13 protein-coding genes are annotated in these 15,381 nt (G+C 63.6%); 9 read left to right on the top strand and 4 right to left on the bottom strand.

Annotated features, from left to right (window positions below):
- Positions 1–4: 4 nt before the first annotated feature.
- A complete protein-coding gene (locus ACVJNE_RS06440; RefSeq protein ID WP_499563963.1) occupies positions 5–919 on the bottom strand; it encodes a phosphotriesterase family protein in 915 nt (304 codons plus the stop codon).
- Positions 920–1,077: 158 nt separating this feature from the next.
- On the opposite strand from ACVJNE_RS06440, the gene ACVJNE_RS06435 reads away from it, so the two are divergent.
- On the top strand, positions 1,078–2,052 hold the full coding sequence (locus ACVJNE_RS06435; RefSeq protein ID WP_499563961.1) for a phosphotriesterase family protein: 975 nt from the start codon (positions 1,078–1,080) through the stop codon (positions 2,050–2,052).
- A gap of 16 nt (positions 2,053–2,068) precedes the next feature.
- Here ACVJNE_RS06435 and ACVJNE_RS06430 read toward each other — a convergent pair whose 3' ends face one another.
- Positions 2,069–3,538: a M81 family metallopeptidase gene (locus ACVJNE_RS06430; protein WP_499563960.1), complete on the bottom strand. Its 1,470-nt coding sequence runs from the start codon at positions 3,536–3,538 to the stop codon at positions 2,069–2,071.
- 222 nt (positions 3,539–3,760) lie between these two features.
- Here ACVJNE_RS06430 and ACVJNE_RS06425 point away from each other — a divergent pair, with 222 nt between their 5' ends.
- Together ACVJNE_RS06425 and ACVJNE_RS06420 are read left to right on the top strand one after the other, a co-directional pair.
- Positions 3,761–4,795, top strand: coding sequence for a DmpA family aminopeptidase (locus ACVJNE_RS06425; RefSeq protein ID WP_499563959.1), 1,035 nt, complete (start codon positions 3,761–3,763; stop codon positions 4,793–4,795).
- Positions 4,792–5,589, top strand: a complete 798-nt coding sequence (locus tag ACVJNE_RS06420; RefSeq protein WP_499563957.1) for a M55 family metallopeptidase — start codon at positions 4,792–4,794, stop codon at positions 5,587–5,589. Before ACVJNE_RS06425 ends, ACVJNE_RS06420 begins: the two co-directional genes overlap by 4 nt.
- Here the strand turns inward: ACVJNE_RS06420 and ACVJNE_RS06415 are convergent.
- Entirely contained in the window at positions 5,579–6,517 is a 939-nt protein-coding gene (locus ACVJNE_RS06415) for a LysR family transcriptional regulator (protein ID WP_444726431.1), read from the bottom strand. The two genes, ACVJNE_RS06420 and ACVJNE_RS06415, sit on opposite strands and share 11 nt — an antisense overlap.
- A gap of 354 nt (positions 6,518–6,871) precedes the next feature.
- On the opposite strand from ACVJNE_RS06415, the gene ACVJNE_RS06410 reads away from it, so the two are divergent.
- From ACVJNE_RS06410 to ACVJNE_RS06385, 6 genes are all read left to right on the top strand, one after another.
- A complete protein-coding gene (locus ACVJNE_RS06410; RefSeq protein ID WP_499563954.1) occupies positions 6,872–8,497 on the top strand; it encodes an amidohydrolase in 1,626 nt (541 codons plus the stop codon).
- Positions 8,498–8,607: 110 nt separating this feature from the next.
- A complete protein-coding gene (locus ACVJNE_RS06405) occupies positions 8,608–10,203 on the top strand; it encodes an ABC transporter substrate-binding protein (protein ID WP_421927780.1) in 1,596 nt (531 codons plus the stop codon).
- A gap of 102 nt (positions 10,204–10,305) precedes the next feature.
- Entirely contained in the window at positions 10,306–11,241 is a 936-nt protein-coding gene (locus ACVJNE_RS06400; RefSeq protein ID WP_173188924.1) for an ABC transporter permease, read from the top strand.
- A 6-nt stretch (positions 11,242–11,247) separates the two neighbouring features.
- A complete protein-coding gene (locus ACVJNE_RS06395) occupies positions 11,248–12,069 on the top strand; it encodes an ABC transporter permease (protein WP_173188926.1) in 822 nt (273 codons plus the stop codon).
- Positions 12,066–12,974: an ABC transporter ATP-binding protein gene (locus tag ACVJNE_RS06390; protein WP_499563951.1), complete on the top strand. Its 909-nt coding sequence runs from the start codon at positions 12,066–12,068 to the stop codon at positions 12,972–12,974. The genes ACVJNE_RS06395 and ACVJNE_RS06390 overlap by 4 nt, the downstream gene beginning before the upstream one ends.
- Positions 12,971–13,930, top strand: coding sequence for an ABC transporter ATP-binding protein (locus tag ACVJNE_RS06385; RefSeq protein WP_379014097.1), 960 nt, complete (start codon positions 12,971–12,973; stop codon positions 13,928–13,930). The genes ACVJNE_RS06390 and ACVJNE_RS06385 overlap by 4 nt, the downstream gene beginning before the upstream one ends.
- A 192-nt stretch (positions 13,931–14,122) precedes the next feature.
- Here the strand turns inward: ACVJNE_RS06385 and ACVJNE_RS06380 are convergent, their stop codons facing one another.
- Positions 14,123–15,328 carry a cytochrome P450 gene (locus ACVJNE_RS06380; protein ID WP_499563949.1) on the bottom strand — a complete coding sequence of 402 codons (1,206 nt, stop codon included), beginning with the start codon at positions 15,326–15,328 and terminating at the stop codon, positions 14,123–14,125.
- Positions 15,329–15,381: the final 53 nt, after the last annotated feature.

Raw genomic sequence — 15,381 nt, 5'->3', positions numbered from 1 at the left:
AGGCTCAGAACCGGGCGAGCCAGCGCACCGGATTCTTCTTGAAGATGGTGTCGATCACATCGTCCGAAATGCCCTCCTCGCGCATGCGGGGAATGAACTTCGTCGCGATGAAGGCAAAGCCCGGCCCGCCGCCATAGCCGGTAAGATAGGAGGCGCGCCCCATATCGCCTGAAATCATCAGGCGCGACGCATGGCCTGCCTCGACCAGCGCCTTCACGCAGGCGATGCGCACGGAATCTGGATGGTACTTGACCTTGGAGACGCCGTCGAACTGGACGGTCGCGCCGCGCCTGGCGATCGAGGCGTGATACCACGGGTCCGGATTGCGGTCGGAGTGGCCGACAACGACCGCCTCCAGGTCGACACCCTCGCTTTCGAGAATATCGAGCATCTCCAGGCCCATCGTACCGGCTTCCGTGTGAAGCCAGACAGGCGCGCCGGTTTCCTTGTGCGCACGCGCGACGGCGCGGGTCGTCTTGTCTTCCAGCGCATGGATGAAGTTGTAGGAGCCGCCGGATTTCAGGTGGCCAGCCTTGTGCGATCCGCCGTCCATGCCTTCCATAACGTCGCGCACGAGCTTGTCGGCGATGCCGTTGACCGGCGTCGTCTCGACCCAGCGCGGGAAATAGGCGGCCTTGTTGAAGCCGCTAACGGCGACGACCGGCACACCCGCCTCGGCGGACATGCGCGCCATCGCCGACGGGTCGCGGCCGTAGTCGAGCGTCGTCGCCTCGACCAGCAGCGTTCCGCCCGACTCCTTGAAAATGACCAGCTCGCGCAACGAGCATTCGTAGCTCGACAATTCGAGATCGCGATCCTTCTGGACCGCCGGAGGGTAGGTGATCAGGTGCTCGTGGGTGTAGACAAGCCCGAGCCTGTCGGTCCCGATGTCGCCCAGAACGGTGCGGATCTTGGCCATGTGCTTCTCACGGTTTGCGCTGCAAACGGCGCAGCGATGGCCAACCTACCAAAAGCGAGCGTCATTGCAATTATTTTCGTAGATGCGTGTTGTGACTTTATGATGCCGGAAAATCAGCTATAATCCTTGAGAAAACTATTTTCACAAGGATATGGATCATGGCCTTCGTTCGAACCGTGAGTGGCGACATCGACCCTTCGGAAATGGGCGTGACCTATGCGCACGACCACATCTATTGCATTCCGCAGCTCTGGAAGGAAAAGGGCGATACCGATCTCCTGCTCGACAGCCCTGAGGCCTCGCAGGCGGAACTGGAACTCTTCGCGAAGGCGGGCGGGCGCACGATCTACGACGCCACGGCGATCGACTACGGTCGCGACGTCGGCACCGTCAAGCGGATCGCGGAAGCCGCCGGCGTGCAGGTGATCGCGACGGCCGGTTTCAACAAGGCGATCATGTGGCCCGGCACGATGCCCGGCAAGGGGATGACCTTCAACCAGTGGATCGCATCGCAGAGCCGCGACGCGCTCGCGCGCCACGTGGTCGCCGAGGTCACCGAAGGCATGGACGGCACCGATGTCAGGGGCGGTGTCGTCAAGTTCGGGACCGGCTACAACACGATGAACGAGTCGGAGATCAAGATATTGCTGGCGGTGCTCGACGCCCACAAGGAAACCGGCGCGCCAATCCATTCGCACACCGAACTCGGCACGATGGCCCTCGAGCAGCTCGACCTCGTCAAGGCGGAAGGCGTCGATCCGGCGCGGCTCACCATCGCGCACCTGGACCGCAACCCGGATCCGTGGCTGCACCGCAAGGTGGCCGAAACCGGCGTGTTCTTCTCCTTCGACGGCATCACGCGGGTCAAATATTATTCCGAAGACGTGCGAACCCGCTGCATTCTGGACCTCGTGCGCTGGGGTCATGAGGACCAGATCATGGTCGGCGGCGACATCGCTCGGCGGACGATGTTCGCCAGCTATGGCGAGGGCGGGCTGGGCATGGGCTTCATCCTCGAAAAGTGGAAACCGCGCTTCATCGAGGAGGCCGGGGAAGCGGGCTTCGACGGCGAGAAGCTGGTTCACAAGTTCTTCGTCGAGAATCCCCAGCGCGCCTTCGCGTTTGCGGGCTGAGACCCCGCCCGCCCGATCAAATATCGTCCAGCGGCCAGATGGGCCGCCGGATGTGCCTGTAGGGACGAGCGAAGAAGTTCTTGGTCGACAGCGCACCGGTGTCAACCTCGATCACCCTGCGGGCGATGGGCTCGAAGGCAGCGCGGAAATGCTGCATCGACTTGACGATAAGCGTGGATTTGCGGTGCGGGTCGATGCCCAGTGACGTGAACTGCGCCAGATCTGTCGCCTGTCCGTTATTGGTGATCACCGCGACCTCGACGCCGTTGATCCGCAGAAGCGCGCTGAGGCCGTGGTTGCGCCATGTGCCGCCGCCGATCGGTCCGTAGGCGATGAAGCGACCGCTGGAGAGGGTCACGACCTCCGCGGTCACATCCAGCGGTGCGCCGCCGATGGACGGGTCGACCTTGCCGCCAAGTTTCAGGCGTACGGTATTGCCGACGCCCGCTTCCTGCGCCTTGAGCGCTGCTTCGGGGTCGCAGATGGCATGGAAACCGACATTGGTCAGCCCTGCCTCGAGGATCGCGCGAAGCAGGGTCGTCGCGTCGCCATAGGCGCCCGATCCGGGGTTGTCGGAATAGTCCGAAATCACCAGAGGCCTGTCGTCGTTCGACGGCGCGGCCGCCTCGGCAAGCGCTTCCTCGAGCGGCGTAAAGGTGATCGTCGACCAGTGCCTTTCCTGCCAGACATAGTCCATCAGTTCTTCCGCGATCTCTTGAGCCTTGCCCCTGTCCTCGGCCGTGACCAGGATCGAGGGGCCGATGTCGTGAACGTCGGCAGACGAGAAGCCTGCCTGGACGCTGACGACCAGCGCCTCTCCCGACGCTTCCAGCGCATCGGCCCGCGCGAGCAGCTCGACCATGGGTCTGGATGTGGTCCGACCGCCATCCAGTGCATAGAGGATCGGTCGACGGGCGACGGCGACCCTTGGCCGGATTTCGCCGCGCAGCGTGCGGTCGAGCAGAGCTGCCGCCTGATGCCCGCGCTCGTACTGGTCGATATGCGGATAGGTGCGGTAGGAGATCAGCGCGTCGGCATTGTCGGCCATGGCTTGCGTCACGGTTGCGTGCAGGTCGAGCACGACGACGATGGGGATGGACGGTCCGATAGCGGCCCGCATGCGCGCCAGCAATTCGCCTTCGCCATCGTCATGGCTCTCCGTGGACATGGAGCCGTGAAGGTGTAGGAGTATGCCGTCCACCTCTCCTGCGGCGGAGAGCAGGATCGCTGCAAACTCCTCGAAACACGCGTCCGTTACCCGTCCGGCCGGCGTTGCCCCGGCGACGAGGGGCGTGATGGAGGACCAGCCGTACTTGTCAGCAGCTTCGTAGCCTGCGCCCATGAATGTGTGGGTGCCCCTGAAGGCTGCGGATATCTCGTTCTCGAGATAGAGCGTGCCCTTCTCGAAGCTCGTACGGTCCGTCTTCTGGACGCTGAACGTATTGGTTTCGTGCATGAATTCGGCGATCAAGACGCGTGCTGGCATATTCAAGAGGCCTCGTAACTGGATATCTTCGGCGTCGGCTGCGACGGTGCAACTATAGCCGGAGCCAGCATCCACGCTCCAGATAGCGTTGCGCCAGAGCCGCTCGTCAACGGATGCCGGCTGCTTGATCCTGCGGTGAGGGGTGTCTGGACCGATGACGTCCTTTCCGCAACCGCTATAAAGGTGCGCCACGCGGGACAATAACAATGAACTGGGGACGGGATGGCGACAGCGCGCGAACTGGGGCTGATGATCGGGGGGCTGCCCACGGGACCTCTCAATGCGATCACGGATGTTACCGGCGTGGCGGTGGGGCATCGAACGATGTCTGGCGAAGGGATCGCCACCGGGGTTACCGCGATCCTGCCGCATAAAGGCGACCTCTTCCGGCTCAAGCCGCGTGCCGCGGTCGACGTCATCAACGGTTTCGGAAAATCGGCGGGGCTGATGCAGGTTGCCGAACTTGGCACGATCGAGACGCCGATCCTGCTGACCAATACGTTCGGGGTGGCCGCCTGCACGCAGGCGCTGATCCGCAGGGCGGTTGCGGCCAACCCGGAGATCGGCCGCAGCACATCGACCGTCAATGCGCTCGTCTGCGAATGCAATGACGGCGGGATCAGCGACATTCAGGCGATGGCGGTTATGCCCCACGATGCCGATATGGCGCTGGATGCCGCAAGGCCGGGCGGCTTCGCCCAGGGTGCGGTCGGCGCGGGGACCGGCATGACGGCGTTCGGCTTCAAGGCCGGCATAGGTACGTCATCCCGGCTGATGCAAATCGATGGCGAGGACTTCACACTGGGGGCGATGGTTCTGGCGAATTTCGGGCCGGCCGGACAACTGGTCCTGCCGGACGGCCGGCGACCTGTGCCCGCCCGCGATGCCGAGGCGGAAAAAGGCTCGGTGATCGTGGTTCTGGCGACCGATCTGCCGCTCGGCGACCGTCAGTTGCAGCGGGTGGCGCGTCGCGCAGGCGCGGGGCTGGCGCGGCTTGGCGCGTATTGGGGCAATGGCAGCGGGGACCTTGCCGTCTGCTTTACCACCGCCGATCCGGTCGAGCATGCGCCACAAGCAGCGTTCGCTCCGCAGCGGCGTCTGGACGATGCAAAGATCGATCTCGCCTTCCGCGCCGCCGCCGAGGCGACGCAGGAAGCTGTTCTGAACGCGCTGTGTGAGGCGCCTGCAACACAAGGCCGCGATGGCCGCCATTACCCCTCGCTCGCCGATTGGCTCAAGGAGAACCCGCTACGATGAAGATTTTCATTTCCGCCGATATCGAAGGCACGGCCGGCATCAACCACTGGGATGAAACGATCCACGGCCATGCCGACTGGCCCGAATATCGCGCTCTGATGACGGCCGAGGTTCTGGCCGCATGCGGCGGCGCGCGGGCCGCAGGTGCCACCGAGATCGTGATCAAGGATGCGCATGACAGTGGGCGCAACCTGCTGGTCGAGCGGCTGCCCGACGATGTGCGGGTCGTGCGCAACTGGTCCGGCCATCCCGACGGTATGATGTTCGGCCTGAACGAGAGCTTCAGTGCCGCCATCTATACCGGCTATCATGCCAAGGCGGGGACCGAGGACAATCCGCTTGCCCACTCGTTCAACCTGAAAATCTCGCGCCTGCTTCTGAATGGCGAGGTGGCGTCGGAGTTCACCGTAAACGCGCTGTGCGCGGGGCTCTACGGTGTGCCCTCGGCGTTTCTTGCCGGAGACGCAGGCATCTGCGCCGACGCGCGCGCGATGGTTCCCGGCATGGGGACGGTCGAAACGCTGTTCGGCGCCGGGCCTGCCTCCAATTCCATCGCGCCGGCGCGATCCTGCCGCCTGATTCGTGACGGGGTCGAGGCTGCTCTGACGGGCGGCGCAGGCGGCATTCCCGCGACCGAGGGACCGTGGGAGGTGGTCGTGGAGTTCGTCAATCCGGTCAACGCGTATCAGTCGCGCTGGTACCCCGGAGCGCGCGAGCACGGTCCGCGGGCAGTGGCGCTCGAGGCGCGGGAGTTCTTCGACATCATGCGTGCCCTGCGGTTCATCAAGGGTTGATTTCGGCCTTAATCTGCTCGGCTGCACGCCACATCGTCTCGACCGGTTTGGAGCGGTTGGCGTATTGGCGGTAGAGGCGGATTTCGAGATCAAGATGCCAGTCGTCCGTTGTGGTGGCGACGACGAGCCGTCCATCCGCCAGTTCCTCGGCGACGAGGCTTTCGGGCAGCCAGCTCAGGCCGAAGCCGGTCATGGCGACCTTCTTGAGCCCGGCACTGATCGTGTTCTCGTGCACGGTGCGACGCGCAAAGGGCGGGCGCTTGGCCAGAAGATGCCCGAGCGCTACCCCGAAGAAGGACGCATAGCCGTAGGACAGGCATGGCACGACGAGATCGCCGGAGACGGCACGATCGAGGATGCCCGCTCCCTTGTGCGGCGTTCCGAAGATGCGGACCTCCGGTGCCGCGACCGGGACCAGCCTGTCATGCCCGATGGTCAGGTGCTCGAACTTGGCCCGGTCGAGGCGAAGCGGCACCTCGGGATGGGCGTAGGTGAGGAACAGATCCGCGTCTTCCGTGACCATTGCCTCGACATTGGCCTCGATCCCGCCGCGGTCGGGAATGAACGAGGTGCCGAGGGGGCCTGCCACGGCCTCTAGCCGACCCAGCCATTCGGGGAAGAAGGTCAAGGTGAGCGTGTGAAGGGCGGCGATGCGGACGAGCCGCGCGCCCGGTGAAGGCCGCAGCGTTTCGCGAATGGCATAAAAAGTGCTGATGGTTTCCTGCGCGACGGGCAGAAAGGCGCGACCCTCCGAGGTCAACTGGGCTGGTACTGTGGCGCGGGTGATCAGGGTTGTCCCCAGCCACGATTCCAGCTGCCTGATGCGGCGGCTGAATGCGGACTGGGTCACGTTTCGCAGCTCCGCGGCGCGCGAAAAGCTCGAGGTCTCGGCCAGCGCCACGAAATCTTCGAGCCATTTCATTTCCAACGCAGGCACCCCTTTCTGTCGGCGGCACTATCGGCACTCCCGGAAGCGACGACAAGGATGTAACGCACACATTATGCAGATTTTGCATAGTCATTTGTCAAAAGCGAATTTGCCAAGCACCGGTCGGGGTCCCACTGTTGGGGCTCTGACAAGGGGCGCGCCAAGATGCCCCGTCACAGGAGAATAAAGGGGAATGCACGGAGGGACCGGCCGGGGCTCGGTATAAATCCATTCGGCGTCGCAGCACGCGGGGGCGTGACGCCAGTCTGAATCACTTCACGATGCATCGGCGGTTCTCCGCTGTGATCCCCTGCTTTGTTTCAGCGCCGCGGGCGTCAATTTTCGGAGGCTTTTTTGTCCAGTCGTATCTTCGCTGACCTTATCCTGATCAATGGCAACATCTGGCGCGGCTATGAAGACGGCCGCTGCCAAGCGCTGGCCGTATGGCAGGGCAAGGTGCTGGCCACGGGCACCGACGGCGAAATGATGGAGCTCAAGGGGCCGGAGACGGAAGTCGTCGATCTGCAGGGCCGCTTTGCAAGCCCCGGCCTGATCGACAATCACCTGCACCTCATCGCGACCGGCCTGACCATGGGCATGGTAGACGTCACCGCTACGGCAGCGCCGACGCTGAAAGCAATTGTCGATGCCATTGCCGAGCGTGCGCAACAGACGCCGAAAGGCGAATGGGTGCTGGCGCGCGGCTACGACCAGGTCAAGCTCGATACCGGCGTCCATCCGACGCGCGCGGACCTCGACCGTGCCGCCCCGGATCATCCCGTGCTGGTGACGCGCGCCTGCGGCCATGTCGCGATCGCAAACTCCAAGGCGCTCGAGCTGGCGGGCGTCTCCGAATCCACCCCAACGCCGGATGGCGGCGTGATCGGCATGACTGGCAACCGCCTGAACGGCCTGCTGGCCGAGAATGCCATCGGCATGGTCAGGTCGGCGATCCCGAAACTGCCGGTGGAACGCCTGGTCGACGCGATCGAGATGGGCGGCCGCTACCTGCTGTCGCTGGGTATCACCAGCACGATGGATGCCGCCGTCGGACAAGTGGGTGGCCTTTCCGAAATCCGCGCATACGAACTCGCGAAGTTGGCGGGCCGCTTGCCGGTTCGGGTCTGGCTGGCGCTTCTGGGCGATCCAGAACGGTCGATCGTCGAGGATTGCTGGAAGATGGGCCTCGTCTCCGGCGCGGGCGACGACATGCTGCGCGTTGGCGCCGTCAAGATTTTCCTCGATGGTTCGGCCGGTGGCCGCACCGCCTGGATGACCGAGCCATACAAGGACGAGCCGGAAAATCTCGGCGTCCAGATGCTGCCCGACGAGCAGGTCTATGCGCTGGTGCAGGACTATCACGACAAGGGTTATGCGCTGGCCTGCCATGCCATCGGCGACGGTGCCATCGAGCAGCTCATCACCGCTTATGAGAAGGCGCTCGCAGCCTCGCCGGATGCCGGACGCAGGCACAGGATCGAACATTGCGGCTATCCCAGCGACGAGCAGAACCGGCGCATGAAGGCTGCCGGCATCCTGCCCGCGCCGCAGCAGGCCTTCATATACGATTTCGGCGACAGCTACGTCTCGGTGCTGGGCGAGGAGCGCGGGGCACGGTCATACCCGATCGGCACGTGGATGGAGATGGGGCTGAAGCCATCGACGGGATCCGATTCTCCGGTGTGTTCGCCCAACCCCTTCCCGAACCTCTATACGATGGTCACTCGCCGGACATGGAAGGGCACGCTCCTCTCCGAATCCGAGGCTCTGAGCCGTGAGCAGGCGTTGCAGGTCTTCACCGAGTATGGAGCGTATTCGCAGAAGGCGGAAAACGTGAAGGGTCGGCTGGTGCCGGGACAGTGGGCCGACATCGCCGTCTTCAACGAAGATCTCGTGGAGACGGCACCCGAGACCTTGCGGGATGACACGCGCTGCGTGCTCACCTTGCTTGCAGGCCGCATCGTTCATGATGCACGATAAGCGGCAAAGCGGCCCCATTGCGCGGGCCGTTGCCTGAGGAGGTTACGACAAACAACGATAATCGCGCCCGAGCGTAAGGAATGGCGCGCCACCAGAGGAGAGAAAGAACGATGTTCAAGACACTTTCATTAGCCGCGGTTCTAAGCCTCGGCACTGCGACGCTGGCCTGGTCGGCAGATGAGCCGCGACATGGCGGCACGTTCAACTTCACGGCGCCCTACGGCTCGGCATTCTCGACGCTGGATACCCATTCCAGCCCCAATATCCAGGAACAGTTCCTCACCTTTGCGATCCATCGCAGCCTGTATTCGTGGGATTCCAACGCAAACAAGCCGGTGCTTGAGCTGGCGGATTCGGTCGATGTCTCCGACGATGGCACCACCTACACCTATCATCTCAAGAAGAACGCGGTCTTCCACAACGGCAAGCCGCTGACCGCCGACGACTTCATCTTCACCTATGAGCGTCTGGCGACCGCCTCCAACGCCCTGTCGGGCGCGAGCTACCTCTCCATCATCAAGGGCGTCGAGGAATTCGGCTCCGGTGCCGCGACCGAGATCGCGGGCCTCAAGAAGATCGACGACAATACGCTGGAAGTCACGCTGAACGCGGCGGGCAATCCGGGCTTCAACCTCATGGAAGCCACGACGGCGATCTATCCCTCCGACGTGCCGCTCGAGCAGCAGGCGATCAACCCTGTCGGCCTCGGCGCCTTCAAGTTCAAGGAGCACATTCCCGGCTCGCAGATCGTGGTCGAGCGCTTCGATGACTATTACGAGGAGGGCAGGCCCTATCTCGACCGGGTCAACATCATCGTCATGGCCGAGGGCTCGGCGCGCGACGTGGCCTTCCGCAACAAGGAGATCGACGTCTCGATCCTCGGCCCGGTGCAGTATTCGGCCTACCAGGCGGATCCCGAGCTGAAGGACAACCTTCTTGAGGTGGCGGAAACCTTCACCCGCAATATCGGCTTCAGCCAGACCCAGGTCGAGGCATTCAAGGACAAGCGCGTCCGCCAGGCCATCAACTACGCCATCAACTCGGATCTCATCATCGAGCGCCTGGTCAAGGGCAAGGCCGTGCGCGCCACGAGCTGGCTGCCGGTGGGATCGCCCGCCTTCGACAGCGAAGCCAAGCCCTATCCCTACGATCCGGAGAAGGCCAAGGAGCTGCTGAAGGAAGCCGGCTATGAAGACGGCTTCGAATTCGAGGTCACCGCAACACCGAACGAAAGCTGGGGCGTGCCGATCGTCGAGGCCATCCTGCCGATGCTGGCAGAGGTAGGCGTCACCGTCAGGCCGCGTCCGATCGAATCGGCGGCACTCGGCTCGACGGTGCAGTCGGGTAATTTCCAGGCCTATATCTGGTCGAACCTGACCGGGCCGGACCCGCTGACGGTGATGCGCTGCTTCTGGTCGCAGACGCCGCAGTCGGCTTGCAACTACACCGCCTATTCGAACCCCGAATACGACAAGATCTATGAGGCGGCCCGTGCCGAGCGGGACCCGGACAAGCAGTTGGAGCTTTTGAAGCAGGCCAACAACTTCATCCAGGAAGAAGCGCCGATCTGGTTCTTCAACTACAACAAGGCGGTCATGGCCCATCAGCCGTGGGTGCACGGGCTGGTACCAAACGCGACCGAACTCGCGCTCCAGCCTTATGACGACATCTGGATCGACGACACGGCTCCGGAAAGCCGCAAGTAGGCCGAAAGCGCCGTCTACGGGAAGACATGCTTCTCGTGGACGGCTTCTTTTGCGAGTGTGCATCACTCCGCAACCTGACGCGGCCTGAGACGGGACCCGCCCATGCTACGTTTCGCGCTACGGCGCATTCTCCAGATCATCCCCACCGTGATCGTCGTCGCCCTGCTGATCTTCGTGATCTTCAGTGTTGTTCCAGGCAGCTTCGCGGCTAGTCTGTTCTCCGACGGACGGACCAACGCCGATCCGCAACTCATTGCCCGGATCACCGCCCAGTTCGGCCTGGACAAGCCGCTCCACGAGCGCTTCTTCACCTATATCTGGGACTTGGCACGGTTCGATCTGGGCACCTCGTTCCGCACGCGTCTGCCGGTGATCCAGATGATCAACGAGCGGATGTGGGCTTCGCTGGAACTTGCCACGGCCGCGATGGTGTTCGCGATCGTCATCGGTGTGCCGCTCGGCTTTCTGGCCGCGCTGCGTCCCGGATCGGTCCTCGACACCGTCACGATGATCGGGGCTGTTTCGGGCCTTTCGCTGCCGCAGTTCTGGCTGGGCCTGCTGATGATGCTGCTCTTCGCGCTGCATCTGAACTGGCTGCCGAGCTTCGGTTACGGCGACGGGTCGTTCCGCAACCTCATCCTGCCCGCCATGGCGCTGGGGGTGACGCCGCTCGCGCTCCTGGCGCGCACGACGCGTGCGGGCGTGCTCGATGTGATGAATTCGGACTTCATTCGCACGGCACACGCCAAGGGAATGAGCGAGACGGCGGTGGTGCGCCGCCACGTCGCCCGCAACGCGCTGGTGCTGATCATCACCACAGTGGGGCTGCAGTTCGGCTCGCTGATCGGCCAAGCCGTCGTCATCGAGAAGCTGTTTGCATGGCCGGGCATCGGCTCGCTGCTGGTCGACAGCGTGGCGATCCGCGATATTCCCGTCGTTCAGGGCACGATCCTCGTCATCGTGCTGTGGTTCCTGGTCATCAACACCCTTGTCGATCTGCTCTATGCAGCCATCGACCCACGCATCAAGCAGGAGTAAGCGGCGATGCGTCTAGGTTTCAATCTCCTCTTCGGAGGGTTCCTCACCGCCGTGGTGATCCTCGCTGGAGCCCTTGCGCCCTGGCTTGCTCCGTTCGACCCGGTTCTGGGTGCAAACCTGATGAATGCCGAGCTCCCGCCGGACAGCGAGTTCTGGTTCGGCACGGACAGCCAGGGTAGGGACGTCTATTCCCGCATCCTTTACGGCGCGCAGATATCGCTGACGGTCGGCATCGTCTCGCAGGTCATCAATTCGGTGATCGGCGTGACGCTTGGCATGACCGCCGGCTACTGGGGCGGCTGGTGGGACGATCTGGTCAACGGCCTGACCAACGTCATGCTGGCGATACCTTCGCTGATCTTCGCGCTGGCGGTGATGGCCGTTCTCGGACCGGGCCTGGTGTCGCTGCTGATCGCGCTCGGGCTGACGAACTGGAGCTGGACGTGCCGGATCGCGCGCTCCTCAACGCTCTCGCTCAAGTCGCAGGGCTACGTGCTTGCGGCACAGTCGCTCGGCTATTCCGACCTGCGCATCATGTTCACCCAGATATTGCCCAACATGATGGGGCCGATCCTGGTTATGGCGACGCTCGGCATGGGCAGCGCGGTGCTCTCGGAGGCGGCACTGAGCTTCCTCGGCCTTGGCATCCAGCCGCCATTCCCGTCCTGGGGGTCGATGCTGACGGATGCGCGCGAGATGATCCAGCTCGCTCCATGGGTGGCCATCTTCCCCGGGCTCGCGATCTTCCTGTCGGTGCTGGGCTTCAACCTGCTCGGCGACGGCCTGCGCGACAGTCTCGACCCGCATATGAGGACGCGCAAGGCATGACCGATCCGCTTCTCGAAGTAAAAGACCTGCATGTCGGCCTGCCCGCCGGGGGCGGGCAGATGTATCCGATCCTGCAGGGCGTTTCGTTCAAGATTATGCCAGGTGAGGCTTTCGGCCTCGTCGGGGAATCGGGTTCCGGCAAGTCGGTCACTTCGCTCGCCACGATGGGACTTCTGAAGAAACCATTGCGCGCGACGGGTGGCGAAATCCTGTTCCGGGGCCGCGACCTGCTGAAGCTTTCGAAACGCGAAATGCGCAAGCTCCGGGGCGATCGCGTCGCCATGATCTTCCAGGAACCGATGACCGCGCTCAACCCGCTGGTCACCGTGGGGCGGCAGATCGCCGAGATGTTCTATCTGCATCAGGGCAAGTCTTGGGCGGAGGGAGAGAAGCTGGCGATTGAGGCGCTCGCGAATGTGCGGGTGCCCAATCCCGACCGCCGGGCGAAGAACTATCCACACCAGATGTCGGGCGGCCTGCGCCAGCGCGTGATGATCGCCATGGCGATGGCCTGCGATCCCGACCTGCTGATCGCCGACGAACCGACCACCGCGCTCGACGTGACGGTGCAGGCCGAGGTTCTGCGGCTGATCAAGGAACTCTGCACGGAGCGCGGCACGGCGGTGCTTTTCATCAGCCACGATCTCGGCGTCGTCGCCTCGACCTGCCAGCGCGTCGGCGTGATGTATGCCGGAACGCTGGTTGAGGAGAACTGGACCGAGGCGCTGTTTGCCGATCCGCGACACGAATACACGCGCGGTCTTCTGGGCGCGCTTCCACGCCTCGGCAGCCGCTCGTCGCATGGCCGTCAGCGGCTGGTCGATATCGACAGCATCATCGACGACCGCTCAAAGCTCACTCAAACGCGCTTCATCAGCCCGCGCGAGGAAGGAGCGCCAGCGTGAGCGCACCAATTCTCGAGGTCGACAATCTGCACGTCCGCTTCCCCATCACAGGCGGTGGCATGCTGGGAACCGGCAAACGGACACTTTACGCGGTGACGGGTGTCAGCTTTTCGCTGGCCAAGGGCGAGTGCCTCTCGATTGTGGGTGAATCCGGTTGCGGCAAGTCGACAACGGCGCTTTCGATCATGGGGCTGCAGGAGCCCAGCGAGGGCACGATCCGCTTCAAGGGCCAGCCCATTACAGGTCCCGGCGCGCCGAGCCGGATGGCGCGCGCCAAGGCCGCGCAGATGGTCTTTCAGGATCCCTATGCCAGCCTTAATCCGCGCCAGACGGTGAACGCGTCGCTGGCGCAGCCGCTGAAACTTCACGGGATTACCGGCTCAGAAGCAACGGACCGCATCGCCGCCATGCTCGGGAGCGTCGGCCTCACGCCCGAACAGGGCACGCGCTACCCGCATGAATTCTCAGGCGGCCAGCGGCAGCGTATCGGTATAGCGCGCGCGCTGATCCTGGAACCGGAGATCGTCGTGCTCGACGAGCCGGTCTCGGCGCTGGACGTGTCCATCCGCGCGCAGATCATCAACCTCCTGCTCGATCTGCAGGAAGAGTTCGGCCTGTCCTATGTGATGATCTCGCACGATCTGTCGGTGGTCGAGCATATGAGCGACCGGGTGCTGGTGATGTTTTTCAGCCAGATCGTCGAGCAGGGCGGCTGGAAGGAAATTTTCGAGAATCCGCAGCACCCCTACACGCGGCGGCTGATCGACGCGATCCCAGACCCAGATGTCGCGCTGGGGCATGGCGGTCTGGCGGCAGGGGCAACGCAGCCCGCCGCGCCGGCCGGCTGGCGCTTTGGCTCCGACGGCAGCGCCGCACCGAACGTGTTCTCACCGCCGGAGCCATCGGAACTGGTCGACGTTGGCCCCGAACACAAGGTCCGCCTGCTGCGCGCTTGAGCAGCCTGAAGTCCTTGTCGTGGCCATTCTGGCCGCTTCATTGATCGCCCGGCCACCGTGGATCGGCCTCACCGTAGAGGCGCACGGCTTTTTCGCTGTCCGCGTGCAATCTCTTCTCGGTCTGTGTCCCGCCGCACCTCATCTTGTCCGAACGAAGCGTACACTTGGCGCTCAGAATCCGAGATGTTCGTTTTAGCGCTTCAAGAAGCGTACCGGCAGCCGCTCATATCCCCTCAGGACGTTGTTCATCGCCAGAACAGGCTCTCCCACCTCGATGCGTGCAACCCGTTCGACTATTGCCGTGAGGATGCAGCGCATTTCCAGTCTGGCCAGTTGCATACCAGCGCAGGCGTGGATGCCGTGGCCGAAACCGACATGGTCGATCAGGACGCGTCCCACGTCGAACCTCTCCGGGCGATCCCATTGCCGCTCGTCCCTGTTCGCAGAGGCATAGAGGATCAGCACCCGGTCGCCAGCCGGTATCGCGACGTCGCCGACGACCGTGTCGCCCGCGACCGTCCGGGTAAACCCGCGAATGGGCGATTCCAGCCGGACCGCCTCGTTGATCGCGTTGGGAACGAGCTTGGGTTCTTCCACCAGCCGTTCCCATTGGTCCGGGTTCGTGCCGAGCAGGTAGAGAAGGTGGCCGGTCGCATAGATCGTCGTGTCGAGGCTGGGTCCGAGATAGTCGCGCATCAGCATCTGGACCTGTTCGGGCCTTATGAGGCCTTGGTCGGCAGCGTCATAGAGCATCGCCACCCAGCCGCCCGGCCGCACGTTTTCGCGCGTCGCCTCGTTGACCGTGTAGGCGCGCATTTCCGTGATCACGGGAAAGGCGGCCTCCGCGCGTTCGTTGGCGCCGCCGAGCATGTCGAACACGGCGCTGGCCCAGCGCAGCATGTTTTCCCGGCCGTGTTCGGGCATGCCGACCAGTTCCGACACGATCGACACGGGCAGGTACTGGGCAAGATCGGCCATTCCGTCGAAGCTGCCCCGCGCCACGAGGCGCTCGACGAGGGCGTCGGCGGTCTTTGTGATGCGGTCCTTGACTTCGTTGAGGGCGCGCAGGCTGAGCGGCGCGGCGACGATGCGACGAAGCTCCTCGTGGAGCGGCGGATCGGAAGCGAGCAGGTTGCCCGGAGCGATGCCGTTGGCCCTGTCGTTTCCGGCTACGCCCATGCCGGAACGAAACGTGTCGTGGTCTGAAAGACATGCGCGAACGTCGGCGTGCCGCCCGATCGCCCACATGCCGTTGGCCGGCAGCCAGACCGCCGCGCCGAGATCGCGAATGCGGGAGTAGTGCGGGTAAGGGTCGCGGATCACCGCGTCGGAATAGATGTCTACGTCGTAGGCGGGAACGTCGTCCCGAACGACGGATGGCGAGGTTGCTGCAGTCATTGGCTCCTCCGACGGTTCGTTCATTCAGGCCACGGGCAAGGTCAAAGGCAATT

It is taken from the genome of Mesorhizobium sp. DxT, from assembly GCF_058448885.1.
The sequence above is the reverse complement of the archived record's forward strand: the minus strand, read 5'-3'. Positions and strand labels throughout refer to the sequence as shown.